This window comes from Microbacterium pygmaeum, assembly GCF_900100885.1.
In the GTDB taxonomy this organism is placed as follows: domain Bacteria; phylum Actinomycetota; class Actinomycetes; order Actinomycetales; family Microbacteriaceae; genus Microbacterium; species Microbacterium pygmaeum.
In genome coordinates, this window is record NZ_LT629692.1 from 1,172,552 (window position 1) to 1,186,369 (window position 13,818).

The 13,818-nt window shown below is 66.6% G+C and carries 13 protein-coding genes and 1 tRNA gene; 7 read left to right on the forward strand and 7 right to left on the reverse strand.

The features are described 5' to 3' along the window. Nucleotides 1-44: 44 nt before the first annotated feature. On the reverse strand, nt 45-899 hold the full coding sequence (locus BLT19_RS05385; RefSeq protein WP_091493365.1) for an SDR family NAD(P)-dependent oxidoreductase: 855 nt from the start codon (nt 897-899) through the stop codon (nt 45-47). A gap of 99 nt (nt 900-998) precedes the next feature. On the opposite strand from BLT19_RS05385, the gene BLT19_RS05390 reads away from it, so the two are divergent. The 4 genes from BLT19_RS05390 (at nt 999) to BLT19_RS05405 (ending at nt 2,642) form a co-directional block, all read left to right on the forward strand. Beyond that, on the forward strand, nt 999-1,580 hold the full coding sequence (locus BLT19_RS05390) for an asparagine synthase (protein WP_091487395.1): 582 nt from the start codon (nt 999-1,001) through the stop codon (nt 1,578-1,580). Between the two features lie 10 nt (nt 1,581-1,590). After that, the gene (locus BLT19_RS05395; RefSeq protein WP_091487398.1) at nt 1,591-1,995 is read left to right on the forward strand and encodes an MmcQ/YjbR family DNA-binding protein; all 405 of its coding nucleotides are present in this window, start codon (nt 1,591-1,593) and stop codon (nt 1,993-1,995) included. A 12-nt stretch (nt 1,996-2,007) separates the two neighbouring features. Then, the gene (locus BLT19_RS05400; RefSeq protein WP_091487401.1) at nt 2,008-2,478 is read left to right on the forward strand and encodes a DinB family protein; all 471 of its coding nucleotides are present in this window, start codon (nt 2,008-2,010) and stop codon (nt 2,476-2,478) included. A 91-nt stretch (nt 2,479-2,569) separates the two neighbouring features. Continuing rightward, nucleotides 2,570-2,642, forward strand: a tRNA-Arg gene (locus BLT19_RS05405). Between the two features lie 416 nt (nt 2,643-3,058). Here BLT19_RS05405 and BLT19_RS05410 read toward each other — a convergent pair. Next, nucleotides 3,059-3,835 (reverse strand): CPBP family intramembrane glutamic endopeptidase, encoded by a 777-nt coding sequence (locus BLT19_RS05410; protein WP_231917806.1) that lies wholly within the window; start codon nt 3,833-3,835, stop codon nt 3,059-3,061. A gap of 626 nt (nt 3,836-4,461) precedes the next feature. Here BLT19_RS05410 and BLT19_RS05415 point away from each other — a divergent pair. Beyond that, on the forward strand, nt 4,462-4,959 hold the full coding sequence (locus BLT19_RS05415) for a hypothetical protein (protein ID WP_231917807.1): 498 nt from the start codon (nt 4,462-4,464) through the stop codon (nt 4,957-4,959). Between the two features lie 148 nt (nt 4,960-5,107). Here BLT19_RS05415 and BLT19_RS17940 read toward each other — a convergent pair whose 3' ends face one another. Then, complete coding sequence (locus BLT19_RS17940) at nt 5,108-5,662, reverse strand: GNAT family N-acetyltransferase (protein WP_231917808.1); 555 nt, start codon at nt 5,660-5,662, stop codon at nt 5,108-5,110. 193 nt (nt 5,663-5,855) lie between these two features. Between BLT19_RS17940 and BLT19_RS05425 the strand changes: the two genes are divergently transcribed. Beyond that, nucleotides 5,856-7,091: a sensor domain-containing diguanylate cyclase gene (locus tag BLT19_RS05425; RefSeq protein WP_231917809.1), complete on the forward strand. Its 1,236-nt coding sequence runs from the start codon at nt 5,856-5,858 to the stop codon at nt 7,089-7,091. A 63-nt stretch (nt 7,092-7,154) separates the two neighbouring features. Here BLT19_RS05425 and BLT19_RS05430 read toward each other — a convergent pair whose 3' ends face one another. Genes BLT19_RS05430 through BLT19_RS05445 form a run of 4 tightly spaced genes read right to left on the reverse strand, consistent with a single transcriptional unit; the run spans nt 7,155 to nt 12,473 of the window. Then, nucleotides 7,155-8,072: a carbohydrate ABC transporter permease gene (locus BLT19_RS05430; protein ID WP_091487409.1), complete on the reverse strand. Its 918-nt coding sequence runs from the start codon at nt 8,070-8,072 to the stop codon at nt 7,155-7,157. After that, nucleotides 8,072-9,007 carry a carbohydrate ABC transporter permease gene (locus tag BLT19_RS05435; RefSeq protein ID WP_091487411.1) on the reverse strand — a complete coding sequence of 312 codons (936 nt, stop codon included), beginning with the start codon at nt 9,005-9,007 and terminating at the stop codon, nt 8,072-8,074. Before BLT19_RS05435 ends, BLT19_RS05430 begins: the two co-directional genes overlap by 1 nt. Then, nucleotides 9,004-10,305, reverse strand: a complete 1,302-nt coding sequence (locus BLT19_RS05440; protein ID WP_091487413.1) for an ABC transporter substrate-binding protein — start codon at nt 10,303-10,305, stop codon at nt 9,004-9,006. Before BLT19_RS05440 ends, BLT19_RS05435 begins: the two co-directional genes overlap by 4 nt. Before the next feature lie 47 nt (nt 10,306-10,352). After that, on the reverse strand, nt 10,353-12,473 hold the full coding sequence (locus BLT19_RS05445; protein WP_091487416.1) for an alpha-galactosidase: 2,121 nt from the start codon (nt 12,471-12,473) through the stop codon (nt 10,353-10,355). A 174-nt stretch (nt 12,474-12,647) separates the two neighbouring features. Here BLT19_RS05445 and BLT19_RS05450 point away from each other — a divergent pair, with 174 nt between their 5' ends. Next, the gene (locus BLT19_RS05450) at nt 12,648-13,766 is read left to right on the forward strand and encodes an ROK family transcriptional regulator (protein ID WP_091487419.1); all 1,119 of its coding nucleotides are present in this window, start codon (nt 12,648-12,650) and stop codon (nt 13,764-13,766) included. Nucleotides 13,767-13,818: the final 52 nt, after the last annotated feature.

The following is a 13,818-nucleotide window of genomic DNA, read 5'->3' on the forward strand; positions in this document are numbered from 1 at the left end:
GAGACATCACGCATCGCGTGGTGTCTCGTTGCAGTTGAGGCCTCTCACGAGGGATGACGCGACGCGATCGGCGTCGTCGTGTCGATCGCGTCCCGCAGAGGGCGACGCATCGCGTTCCAGTAGTGCGCCGGGGTGATCCGCGTCAGCACGTCGATCAGCCGCGCTTCACGGCCGACCATCGTCCGGGCCCGGCGACGCACCGTCGCCTCGACGATGCGCCGGGCGGCGTCGGCGGGCTCGGTGTGGTACATCGCGGCCTGGGCCGCGGCGGCGCGGGCGGCCACGGCCGGATCGATCGCGGCGGCGTAGCGGCCGTGCAGGATGATCCCGGTCTTCACGCCCGCCGGGTAGATCGCGCCCACTGTGACGCTCGAGCGCTCCAGCTCGTGGCGGAGCGACTCGGTGAACCCGCGCACCGCGTACTTCGTCATCGCGTACGGGATCCGGCCCGCGGGCGCTGCCAGGCCGTAGATGCTCACCAGATGCGTGATGTGCGCCGCGCGCTCGCGGCGCATCACCGGCAGAAGGGCCTTCGTGATGTTCACGGTGCCCCAGAGGTTCACATCCATCAGCCAGCGCATCTCCTCCATCGAGGACTGATCCATGTCGCCGAGCATGGACGAGCCGGCGCACGTGATGAGCGTCTGGACGTGCGGGTGGGATGCCGCGATCTCGGCCGCCACCGCGAAGACCGCGTCGTCGTCGGTCAAGTCGATGGTGTGGATCGTATGGCCCGTGCCCGTCAGATCCGCGGCCAGCGCCGCGAGCCCCTCGGCGTTGCGGTCGAGGAGGGCGAGACGCGCACCGCGACGGTCGAGTTCGCGCGCGATCTCGGCGCCCATGCCGCTGGCCGCACCCGTGATCACGCTGGTCCTGCCTCGCACGTCGAGCCGTCGCATCCGGTTCATCCTCGTCCTTCCGCACTTTCGTTGGAACGATTCTCGCCGCCTCGAGGCTGCGCCGCGGACAGGTACCCTCGGGGGAGGGGGTTTGCGCGCATGGGAAAAACCGCGGATGCCGTCGCCGAAGGCGTATCCATCGCGTCCGCGGCGGCTCGACTCTCCGTGCGCAATCACATCCTGGTGCAGACCATCGGGCAGGATGTGCCCTTCGACGGCGCAGCGGTCGGGGCCTTTGCGCGCGATACGCTCATCGCGCTCGCTGACGAACAGCAGGCTGCGGCCGACCTCGCCAAGAAGCAGCGCAAGAAGGCGTGGGGGAAGTACTCCGATCCCGACGGCACGCACGACTACCGCGACCGCGACACCCGCAACCTGCGCAAGCGCTACCGGCAGTACGTGGGCGTCGCGAAGGAGTTGCGGCAGCGCGCGGAGGATCCGGAGGCGATCGGCGGCCTGGTCGAACAGGCGCGAGATGCCGCGTGGGGCGATGTGGAGTCGAACCTGGAGCGACGGCTGAACGTCGAGGGGATGCGCGCCGACGTCGACCCCGACTACGCCACGATGCGCGCGGCGCGTATGCAGGCGCTTCGCCTCGTCGATCTGCCGCGTCTCGCGTCCCACCGTCGCGCGCTCACGCGCGGGCACGATGCGCAGGACGATCCGTCGGAGGACGAGTAGTTTCATCGTCATGAGCGCGGACTCGCACGTCGTGAACTTCCCGCCGGAGCATCCGCTCGTTCGTCGCGTGCGGTCGCTGGCCGAGCGGTATCCGGAGTGCGCGGAGGTGATGGCGCACGGCCGCTGCACGTTCCGAGCGGGGAAGCGGCAGTTCGCGCTCGTCGGGGTGGGGGAGACCTCCGCGGTGGTCTTCATCCCCGATCCGGATGAGCGCGACGCGCTGCTCGAGCGCGACGACGTCTTCGTACCGCCGTACGAGGGGGCGTACGGCTGGCTCGCGATCCGGATCGACGCGGCATCCGGTCCGTGGGACCTGATCGAAGAGCTGCTGGATGCCTCCTACCGACGCGTCGCGCTGGTCAGGCAGTTGAAGGCGCTCGACGCGGACCCGGTGGTGGAGATCGAAGAGCTCTGAGATTCTGAGCGCATGAACACGCTGTACGAGGAGGAGATCCGGGGCCATCACGCGATGCGCGATCTCGTCCTGAGCCTCGTGTCGGACGACGATCTGGCCTGCACACTGCCGGGTCGCAACCCGTCGCTCGGCGAACTGCTGCTGCAGCTCGGCGACGTCGAGGGGGTCTACACGCACTCGTTCGAAACGTCCACGCTCGACTGGACGCATCGGCACGTGCCGCACCCGTCGCCGACCACGGTTGCCGAGCTGCGAGCCTGGTTCGACGTGCAGGACGCGGCGATGAAGGCCGCGATGGACGCACTGAGCGTCGACGAGCTCCACGTCGATCGGATCGACCGAGGCGACGGCTTCATCGCGTCGCCGTTCGTCCAGCACGAGATCTACCGCGAGGCGGTGTACATCTTCTACGGCAAGCTCAGCGTGTACCTGAAGGCCCTGGGCATCGACGCCGGGCCGGTCTGGGGCGCGTGGGTGGGCTGACTCCGCGGGTGGCTCCCGCTCCTCCGGCTCGATTCGTGCCGTGGGCGAGCGTGGGGTATTCTGGACGCTGGCCTGCTCGCAAAGCGGCCATGCGCCCGTAGCTCAATGGATAGAGCATCTGACTACGGATCAGAAGGTTGGGAGTTCGAGTCTCTTCGGGCGCACACTGTGTTGAGACAGTAACCCACGAAAACCCGCGGAATTCCGCGGGTTTTCGTGTTCTCCAGAGTGCTATGACCCGCGGGATCTCGGCGAGTTCTTCGTCTGATCGTGAATCAGGGAAGTCTGCGGAGGGGACCAAGGGGCTGCGAATTCGCGGGGTCCATCGGATGACGATGCACTCGCATCTGATCGCACAAGTCCAAGATACGGAGTCGCGGGGCGATGATTCGCGAGGTGGGGGAGTGCGTGGACGGCTCCGGGGGACCGCTGCCCCAACCGCGTCCGCGCCTGTGGCGGAGCCCACCGCTGAGAAGGGGGGATAACCGTATGCAGATGACCCGCAAGGGCACCCCGTTCTCGAACGAACCCTGGTTCACCGCCGACCCCGAGTTGCGCAGCTTCGACGAGAGGCGGGCAGTCAGCGCGTCGTGGTCGAGATCGTGAGCCGCTCGTTCGAGCCGCGGATCACGAAGGCTACGGTGGCGAGGGCGAATACTCCGGCGGCGAGGTACAGGATCGACCCGAATCCGGCAAGTGGTCCGGGTGTGCCGTGGGCGACGGCGAAGGTGGAGAAGTCCCAGAGGCCGTGCAGCACCATCGCCCAGATCAGCGTGCCGGTGGTGCGGCGGAGAATGTAGAGGATCGTACCGCCGAGGAAGGCGAATCCGACCTGCTGCAGGGTCGGCCCGATCGCCTGGCCGGACAGCGAGTTGACGAGGTGCATGAGTGCGAACAGGGCGGTCGTGATGAACCATACCCATCCTTCGCCGAGTCGACTGCGTAGACCGGTGAGGAGGAGGCCGCGGGTGGTGAGTTCTTCGGTGAAGCCGACGAGGATCAGCACGAGGGAGGCGGCGAAGAACGGCCCGTCGTAGGAGCCCCAGTCGGTGGAGGCGAGGTTGATCAGCAGAGCGACTGCCATGAGGATCGGGGCGATGATCGGCCATCGGACGCTGCGGTGCCGGTCGAACAGCGCCGGCCGCCACCATCCGAGCAGTGTCGTCGTGATGGCCAGCAGTACGGCGGCGACGATCAGGGACAGTCCTGCTCCGCGGAACAGGTTGTTGCCGGACTCACCGAGCGCGGTGTACGGGACTCCGGAGAACTGTTGGACGGCGAAGACGATGATGACGTAGCCGACGTAGATGGCCAACCCGATCCACACCCGTGGACGCACCCGCAGAGTCTCAGTCATACGGGGATCCTGTCAGACCCGCGATGCTCGTTGGCGAAACACGAGAACCCGGTGTCGCGGATGGGCGCTTTGGAGCGATTCGCGTCAGAGTGGTGCGGCCACCTTCCAGCAGACCTGGAAGGTCGAGGTCGGCACACCTGTCGCCCAGTTCCAGGAAGCCCTCACCGTCGGCGGGTGTTCTCGGGCTGGTCGACCCGCCAGCCGGCTCGAGCTCAGATGGGCGCTGATACCCTGGGGCGTCCGTGCAGGAGTTTGAGGAGGTGGCACCCGTGAACGAATTGACGTTGGTGCTCTTCCGGGGAGTCACGGTCGGGCGATGAGTCGTCCGGGGGCGCCGCATATCTGCAGCGCACCCGAAAGGCACGACCATGCACTTCATTTCTGAACAGAATCTCGACGAGGGCATCACCGAGCGTGAATTCATCCTCGACGACATTTCCGGCATCTTGTGGACGCCACCGGCCGCATCCTCGGCCGCGCCGGTTCCACTCATCCTGATGGGCCAACCCGGCGGCATCGGGATGCGACGGATGTATCCCCGTCTGGCGGCACGAGCGCGCAGCGCCTCTGCGCAAGGCTTCGCTGCGGTCTCCATCGAGGTGCCCGGAGCGGGCGAGAGAACTCCGGTGCCCGGCGTGGAGCAGGCTCGAGCGGACCTCGTTCGTGCGATCTCTGCAGGCGAAGAGCCTGCCGAAGATGTCATCGACCGGCTGATACTTCCTCTCGTGGATCTGGCGGTGCCGGAGTGGCAGGCCACGCTCGACGAGGTCCTCGCCCTTCCCGAGATTGGCGAGCGGGTCGCATTCTCCGGCGGGGTGATCGCGATCGGAGTACGTCTGGCCGCGATCGACTCACGCATCGTGGCGGCGGGCCTCTTTGCAGGCAGTCATGTGCCGCGCACGACGATGGAAGAGGCGCGTCGGGTCACGATCCCGCTGCACGTCCTCCTGCAATGGGACGACGAGGGCAACGACCGCCGGATGGCCCTCGATCTGTTCGACGCCTTCGGATCGACGGAGAAGACGCTCTACGCCAATACGGGCGGCCACACGGGCGTCCCGCAGTTTGCAGGCGAGGATGCCGCCCGCTTCTTCGCCCGTCATCTCGGCGCTGCTGTTGGCTGAGCGGGCGCCGGTTCCACAGGGCCGAACGTCGAGCACGCACGCGAACGCTTCAGTGACGGATGAAGGACGCCATTACCGTATGACCCGCCCGAGCATTCGCAGGAGAAGTTCTTGGCTTTGCTCATCCCCCGGGATCTTGGGTTCGGCGTCAGGGGCGCGGGTCAGTGGCCAGCATGGCCATCAGTATTGAGTCCACCCATTCGCCGTCCCAGAAGAGTGTGTGGCGTGCGCGCCCTTCGACTCGGAAGCCGATCTTCTCGTACGAGCGCTGGGCGGCGGGGTTGAAACTGTAGACGTCGAGTGAGATGCGGTGCACTCCCGCGGTGCCGAAGGCCCATTCCACCGCAGCGCGGCCGGCCTCGGTGCCGTAGCCGCGTCCGCGGGTGGAGGTGCCCGACAGCGCGATGCGATAGTTCACGGCGAGGTTGTCCTCGTCGAGCTCGTTGAGGACCACCTCGCCGATGTAGTTCTCTGCCTCATCGAGGATGGCGAAGTCGGCGCGGTCGTCTGCTTTTGCGATGCGGTGCAGGTGTGCAAGCACCTGCTCGCGGGTGAACGAGCCGCGCGTGCCAGTCAGTCTCATCGCGTCGCCGTCAGCGAGCGCGACCATCACGTCGTCGATGTGCTCGGGTCCATGCGGGACGAGGGTCAGCCGCGGTGTCTGCAGGACTGGCGGGGTGGCGAAGCTGGTCAAGAGCGACACATCTCTGAGAATACGTGACCTTCGGGGATCCGAATCGTCTTGAGGAGGCGGCGGTGAGACGAGCGCGGTGGGTCGGTGGAGGGTGTGCGACACTCGGCGGGTGGGTGCATCGGGATTGGCTGTGGCGGATCTGCCGGTTGGTGTGGTGCGGCTTGGCCGTGATGACCGGATCCTGGAAACCAACCGGGCGTTCGTGTCTTGGTGCGGCGATGACGTGCTCGGGCGCCTCTTCTCGGACTTCTTCGTCGAAACGGAGGACTTCTTGCCCGATGAGGGCGGGTCACTGCGCCTGTGCGTCAGCCGTGTCGATCCGAAGCGGGCCGCGTTCGTGATGCGCACCGTGGACGTGGACGGCAGCGTGTTGGTCGTCATCGACGCATCCGCGCGCCGCCGGGCGGGCCAGGCGCTGCGAGCGTCTCTGCAATTGGCCCAGCGCACGCGTCACCGCCTCGAGCTGATCATCGCCGCATCGATCGCGTTCGCAGCCGCCAGGTCGGTGGACCGCTTGGCCGACATTCTCGCCACGACGACCGCTCAGGCGTTCGCCGCAGAAGAATCGGCTGTCTTCCTCGCCGATGACAGCGACACCCTCATCCTTGCAGCGGGCAGTAATCCACTTGCGGGGTACTTCGATGACACCCGTGTCAGGGCCGGTACCCGGCAGTGGCGCGAGGTCGTCAAGATCAGTGGTCCTGACGAAGCGGAGAAGGTGACGCCGGGTCTGGGTCGCGCGATGCGAGAACAGGGAGTCGAGGCACTGATCGCAACACCGATCGTGCACGCCGGCATGCGACTCGGAGCGTGGGCCTGCTTCTTCCGCCACCCTCGAACATTCGACGAGGAGGCCGTGCCCCTCGCAGACGCTCTGGCCGGTCAGGCGGGGCAGACGCTCACCACGATCCAGTTGCAGAACCAGCTCGAGCACGCCGCGTTCCACGACGAGACCACGGGTCTACCGAACCGGCGGATGCTCGAAGAACGCCCGAGGATCGACGTCGGCGGTGCGATCCTCGCGATCCTGTTCATCGACCTGGACGGGTTCAAGGCAGTGAACGATCGGCTCGGCCACGATCAGGGAGACGAGGTGCTGCGGGAAGTCGCTCGCCGACTGAGCGAGAACGTCCGCGACGAGGACGTTCTCGCTCGCTACGGTGGCGACGAATTCGTCGTGATCAGCAGCGTCGGCACCTCCTCAGATGCACAGCGCATCGCCGAACGGTTGCGCGCCGCGGTGGCATCGCCGATCGTGTCCTTGCCGGAAGGGATGGGCCTGACAGCCAGTATCGGCGTGGCTCGAACCATCGACCACGATGAGCAGCGCCCGTTGGACTCACTCATCCGCGCAGCCGACCACGCCATGTATCGTGCCAAGTCTGCCGGCGGCAACCGCGTCCAGTTCAGCGACGATCCGAACACTGACCGACCCTGAACGCGCGTGTGTCGGGCTCAGGCGGATGCATCAACATGGTCGTGGCGTCTCATGACGCGCCCGCTACTTGATGGAACCTCGGGTGACGCCGGAGATCACCCAGCGCTGGCTGAAGATGTAGACGATCAGCAGTGGCGCCATGGCCATCAGGTAGGACGCGAACGCGACGGTGTAGTCGGTGTTGAACTGGCCCTGGAAGACGTACTGAGCCAGAGGGAGGGTCCGTGCCCCCGGGTCGGTCAGCACCACGAGCGGCATGATGAAGTCGTTCCACGCCCAGACGCAGGTGAGGATGCCGACGGTGGCGTTCATGGGCATCAGCAGGGGGAAGATCACCGATCGGAAGACGCGCCAGGTGCTCGCGCCGTCGATTCGGGCGGCTTCCTCGAGCTCGATGGGGATCGAGCGGATGTATGCGGTGTAGATGAAGATGTTCAGCGAGAGCCCGTAGATCGTGTAGAGCAGGATCATGCCGACCTGGTTGTCCAGTCCGAGGATGGAGGTCTGCTTGACCAGCGGCAGCATGATGATCGGGAACGGAATGAACAGCGCCGCGAGCAGGTAGAAGAACACGCCCTTGAAGAACGGGCGATGGATGTTGCGAGCCAGTGCGTACGCGACGACCGAGCTGGTCAGCAGCGTGAAGACGACCGATCCGACGGTGATGAACGCTGTGTTGGCCAGCGCTTGCGGGAAGCTCGTCCGCGTCCAGGCATCCGCGAAGTTCTCCCATCGGATCGGGTTCGGCAGTTCGAACCCGGTGCCCTGCGTCAGCTGTTCCGGCGTCTTCAGCGCGACGACGATGGCGAGGTAGAGCGGGACGAGCACCGTCAGCGAGCAGACCGCGATGAGCGCGGTCGCCCACCAGTTCGTCCTGCGTGTGTCGTCGTCGCGCTCACTCTCGCGCTTGCGCGTCCGGGCGATGGTCGCGGTGTCGAGCTCCGGCTCGGCTTGGGCGAGGGTGGTGTTTGCATCGGTCATCAGAAGTCGGCCTCTCTGCGCTGAAGGACCCGGAATTGGAAGAGCGAGACGATCGTGATGACGATGAAGAACACCACGGCGTTCGCCGTCTGGTAGGCGAACTCGCCGCCCGAGAAGCCGCCCCTGAAGATGAGCAGCGTGACGGATTCGGTCGACGTGCCCGGTCCGCCGTTGGTGAGCGCGATGATCGGGTCGAACACCTGCAGGAACCCCTTGAGGCTCAGCACGACGTTGATCGTGAAGAACGCCCCGATCAGCGGGAAGGTGATCGAGCGGAAGGTGCGCCATGGTGTCGCGCCATCCAGCGACGACGCCTCGTAGAGTTCCGCGGGGATGGTCTGCAGCCCGGACAGGTAGATGATGATCGCGAACGCACACGACTGCCAGACGGCCAGTGCGACGATCGCCGTCCATGCCCACGTGTCATTGGTCAGGATGTTGTCGGCGAAGAGCGGGATCCCCGCGAGGATCTTCGGCAGCGAGTTCGAGAAGAAGAACTGGAACACATATCCGATGACCAGGATCGCGAGGATATACGGCACGAAATAGACGCCGCGCCAGAAGTTGCGGGCTTTGATCTTCGCGTTCAGGCCCAGGGCGATCGCGAGGGAGAACACATTCGTCAGGATCGTCGCGACGATCGCGAAGAGGAACGAGAACCCGTACGCCTGCAGGACCCGGTCGTCCTTGAACAGGTTGAAGTAGTTCGACAGACCGACGAAGTTCCACGCACCATAGCCCGCGTAGTTGGTGAAGCTGAAGAAGATGCCGATGATGACGGGAAGAGTGTGGAAGGCCGCGAAGGCGATCACGGCCGGCCACACCATCCAGTAGTAGGCGGATGGAGCGCGCTTGGTCTCCGTCCGGATCCGGGCAGCGCGCTTGGGCGCCCTCGTCTCGGCCGCGGTGCTTCGCACCGCCTGTGTGATCGTCATCGATCGTCTCCTGTCGTGACCGGGATGGTTCGGGCGGCGACTTTTCGCCACTCGTTGTCGAGCGCGGCGAGCGCGGCCTGCGTGTCACCGTTGAAGAGGAACTCCTGGACGATCTGCGTGAGCGGGATGCTCGGCGGAACCTGATGGTCGATGAACCCGGTGATCCGGCCGTCGTCGAAGTAGGGCTTCACCGATTGGAGGGCTGGGTCGTCGCTGAGTTCGGCACCCTCGACCGAAGGCACCATGTTCTGCGATGCTGCGAATTCCTCGATGACGTCTTTAGAGAAGGCGTAGTCGATGAAGCGCATCGCCGCCTCTTCCTTCGGGTTGTCCTTGCCCATCGTGAAGACCACATCCACGCCGGAGACGAGCAGGCGATCGTCCGGGTCGTCGGTGGCCGGATAGGGGAAGATGCCCATCTGGATGTCCGGGTTGGTCTGCTTGATGGGGTTCGTCGCCCAGATCCCCTGCAGCAGCATCGCCACCTCGCCGTTCGCGAACGCGGCGTTCCCGTCGTCGTACGTGCGACCGCGGTACCCGTCCTGCATGTACTCCGAGAAGAGCGTGTACTGCTGATCCATGGCATCGGGGAAGTCCTTCTCGAACGACACCGCCGAGTCGGGACCGACATCCTCGCCCTCTTCGCGCATCTTGTCGAAGAAGTCGTCCTGCGCGGGATACGCGCCAAGCGCGTTCCACGACGGCATTCCCGTCCACGAGTCGGCAAGAGTCCCGTAGAAAGGGGTGATGCCGGCTGCGACGAGGGCGTCGCAGACCGCGATGAACTCGTCCCACGTCTCGGGGACCTCGAGCCCGAGGTCGTCGAAGATCGCCTGGTTGTAGATCACGCCGTTGGCGTTGTTCACGTAGCCCAGGCCGTTGACTTCGTCGCCGTAGCTGCCGAGGTCGGCGAGGATGTCCTGCACCGCTGGGTTGATCGTCTGCAGCACCGGCTCGTCCGAGAAGTCCCGGAACACGCCTGCCTCGGCAAGCCGACCGAAGTTGCCATTGGCGTTGAGCGTGATGATGTCGGGGACTCGATCTTTCACGAGCAGCGTGCGGATGAGGGTATCGGCATCCGCGACCTGGTTCTGTACGATGCGGATGTCGGGGTTCTCGGCTTCGAAGTCGGCGATCATCTGATCGAAGTCTTCGAGAGCCTCGCCCTTGAACTGGAAGAAGTTGAGCGTCGTCACCCCGTCGCCGGAGCTGCCGGCGCATCCGCCCAGCCCGATCGCGACACCCGCCACGGTGAGCATGGCGACGGCGCGGGCCGTCGGTCGATGTCTGTTGGTCATTGTGCGCCTCCTTGCGCGCTGTCCTGCTGCTGTACCTGGTGAGGGGTCTATGGCTCCGCGATCAGCTCGATGACGGTCGCCTGCTGAGGGAACTGCACGGGCGGCCTGATTCCGACCGACTCGAGCTCACGGCCGGTCAGGACCGTCTCGTGGTGCGCCCACGCGAGCGGGGACTGGGCGGCGTCGCGGCCGGTGGCGCCGACGGGAACGACTCGCATGCGGTATCTGCGCGACGGCGCCAGCCCCGGCAGCCGCACCCGCCCGGCCGGGTAGGCGACGGAGGTCTCGATCTGGGTGATGGTGTAGACGGCGGACGCCGCGTCGGCAGCCACCATGCCCCGTACATCGACTCCGGGATCGGTGCCGTCGACGTGTACGACGGTGCCACTCGCGACGAGCGGCCGGAGGCGTTTGGCGAGCGCGACCCATCGGGCGATCTCGTCGCGCGTGGCGTCACCGACGGAGGTGAGGTCCCATTCGATGCCGAAGTGCCCGAACAGGGCCACCGCACCGCTGAGACCGAGGGCGACGGTCCGGCCCGAGGAATGCACGACGGGACTGGTCAGGTGCATGCCCATCATCTCGGGCGGAACGACCAGCCCGGTGTACCGCTGATTGGTCAGCCGCTCGAGCGGGTCGAGGCTGTCACTGGTCCACACGCGATCTGTGCGATCCAGGATTCCGAGGTCGACGCGTGCTCCGCCCGACGCGCAGGACTCGATCTCGAGGCCGGGATGTCTCATCTTCAGCTCGTCCAAGAGCCGGTACACCGCCAGTGTGTGCGCGTGGACGCGGCTCACTCCCTGAGGTCCGCTGCCGGCATCGGCGAGGTCGCGGTTGTGATCCCACTTGAGGTACGTGATGGGGTACTCGTCCAGCAGGGCGTGCAAGCGGCGCGAGATGTACTCATATGCGTCCGGGCGGGCGAGGTCCAAGACCTGCTGCTGGCGGGCCGGGGGCGGCAGTGCCATGCGTCCGCGCAGGATCCAATCCGGATGCCGGCGGGCAAGGTCGCTGTCCGGATTGATCATCTCGGGCTCCACCCAGAGGCCGAACTCCATCCCGAGGGCGCGTACGTGATCGATGAGCGGGTGCAGCCCCTCCGGCCAGACGCTCTCGTCGACGTACCAGTCGCCGAGGCCGGCAGTGTCATCGCGACGCCCGGTGAACCATCCATCATCGAGCACGAACCGCTCGACGCCGACGCCGGCGGCCGCGTCGGCGAGGGCGGTCAGCTTCGGCAGCGTGTGATCGAAGTAGACGGCCTCCCAGGTGTTGAGCGTGATGGGACGCGGTCGACGGGGGTGGTGGGGGCGAGCGCGCCATTCTGCGTGGAATCGTGAGGACAGTTCCGTCAAACCGTCACCCCACGAGCCGATGACCCAGGGCGTCTGCACGGCAGCGCCGGGTTCGAGGATGGCCTCACCGGGCAAGAGGAGCTCTCCTCCTGCGAGGAATGCCTCGCCCGTGACGGCACGTTCGGCGATGACCCGGTGGTTGCCGCTCCACGCGACGTGAATTCCGTGGACGCGGCCGTGCTCGAAACCGAATCCCGGCCTGCCGGCGGCAAGCAGCAGCGTGGCATCCGCGCCGGGTCTGCCACGCCGACTCTCTCGCAGGTGTGTCCCGAAGGTGAACGCCCTGCGTTGCGGTGACCGCTCGCGCAGGTGCCGGCCCGTCGTGTCGAGCAGCTCCGTCGCATCCCACGGAACAGGGAACACAGCCTGCAGCGACTGGACGGTGTAGTCGGTCGTACCCGTGTTGCGGACCAGGATGCGCTGACGAAGCAGACCGCTCGGTCCGACGCGCAACTCGACCTGCGCGGCCAGACGGGCTTCGTCGTCCACGAGCGAGATCGTGGCGCGGTGATCGTTCGCCTGGACCCCTGCAACCTCGAATCGGGCGCTTGTGCTCGTTCCGGCGCGGTGGCCTTCCAGACCGGCGGAGCCGAGCCAGCCACCTGCCTGCGTGGCCACTAGCCCGAGACGCGGTGTTTCGTCCAGGCCACCGGACACCCGCTGCGGCTGCGCCGCGATCGCCAGGGACGCCAGCGTGTCGCGGGTCGATCCGGCGAGCTCTTCGCCCCAGTGCACCATTGCGGGATGGGGGGTGGCGGACAGATCCAGCACCACACTGGTCCCACCGCGGCGCAGGTGCAGAGTATCCATCTGCTGGTTGACCGATTCAGTCGGGGGTGCCCACGCTTGCGCCAGCGGTCGGCTCTCGTTCGTCACGAATTCTTTCTACCGCGGAAGGAACTATGCGGTCAAGGGTCATTCGCGAACGAGAAGAGTGTCGAGAAGCCGCCAATTGGTGCCAGGATGGAAGCAACGGGGGTTGCGATGCGCACAGACAGTCGCGAAACACTTGCGCGTGAGGTGCTCATCCACGGGCCCATCGGCCGGAGCGCGCTCGGACGACGCCTCGGGCTGTCGCCCGCGAGCCTCACCCGGCTCGCCAGGCCGCTGCTGGAGCGAGGTGTGTTCGTCGAGCTCGGCGAGAACTCCGACGGTTCGGTCGGCAGGCCCGCCCGACCGTTGGACATCGCGCCCGACCTCGGCTCGTTCGTCGGAGTGAAGATCACCGGTGATGCGGCATTCGCGGTGCTCACCGATGCGCGCGCGAGGGTCGTTGCGGAGGCTGAGTCCGTCATCGCCGACGTTTCGCCCTCCGCCGTGGTGTCGCGTGTCGCTGACCTCATCGAGGGTCTCGCCCGACGCGATCCGCACCCGCTCGTCGGCATCGGCGTGAGTCTCGGCGGCGCGGTCGACGAAGACGGGCGCGTCATCCGCGCACCGTTTCTGAACTGGACTGATGTCGGTCTCGGCGCGCTGATCGCGGAGGCGACGGGAACGACCGTGACGGTGGAGAACGACGTCGTCGCGCTGGTGGAAGCTGAGCGATGGTTCGGCGCCGGCCGTGGACGCGACGGCTTCGCTCTGATCACGATCGGCGCCGGCGTCGGTTATGGGCTGGTCATCGGCGGGGACGCGGTCCATACGCGCGAGGCCGGGGTCGGCCTCGGGGGGCACATACCGATCGATCCGACGGGCCCGCTCTGCCCCGAGGGGCACCGTGGGTGCTCCTCCGCGCTGCTCACCTCTGTGGGAATGTGCGCTCAGGTGGGAGCCGCGCTCGGACGAGCGGTGGCATATGAGGAGGTGCTCTCCCTCGCCGAGCAAGGCGACCCCGCGGCGGCCGCGGTGGTCGACGCCGCGGCTCGCGGGCTGGGCCGCATGATCGCGCTCGCGGCGAATCTCACCATGCAGCCGACGGTCGTCCTCGCGGGCGACGGTATCGGCCTGTGGAGGATCGCGGCCGAGCGGATCGTCGCCGCCACCGGTGCGGAGCGCGACCCGCTCGCCGAGCCGGTGGAGATCCTCGTCGACGAGGCGGGCTTCCGGGCGTGGGCTCGCGGCGCCGCCGCGGTGGCGATCCAGGCGGCGGTCGCCCGGCTGTGATCTACACCTGGTCCGCGGGCCGCAGCAGGCTTTCGTCGATGGCGAGGTGGTG